Genomic DNA, 207 nt, shown 5'->3' with positions numbered 1-207 from the left:
TCGGGCGGCTTCCGTTCCGGTGGCGACCGTCGTGACGACAACCGTGGTGGCGGCTTCCGTCGCGACGACCGTCCGTCGGGCGGCTTCAACCGTGACGACCGCGGTGGCGACCGTGGCGGCTTCCGCCGCGACGACCGTCCGTCGGGCGGCTTCCGTTCCGGTGGCGACCGTCGTGACGACAACCGTGGTGGCGGCTTCCGTCGCGAC

General features: G+C 72.9%; 1 protein-coding gene. It reads right to left on the bottom strand.

Going from position 1 to position 207, the window contains the following annotated elements; translation table 11 throughout:
• Positions 1 to 207: hypothetical protein (locus ADK52_RS44450; protein ID WP_267887252.1), on the bottom strand; the 207-nt coding region annotated here is incomplete at both ends.

The organism is Streptomyces sp. WM6372, from assembly GCF_001279655.1.
In the GTDB taxonomy this organism is placed as follows: Bacteria; Actinomycetota; Actinomycetes; order Streptomycetales; family Streptomycetaceae; genus Streptomyces.
The sequence above is the reverse complement of the archived record's forward strand: the minus strand, read 5'-3'. Positions and strand labels throughout refer to the sequence as shown.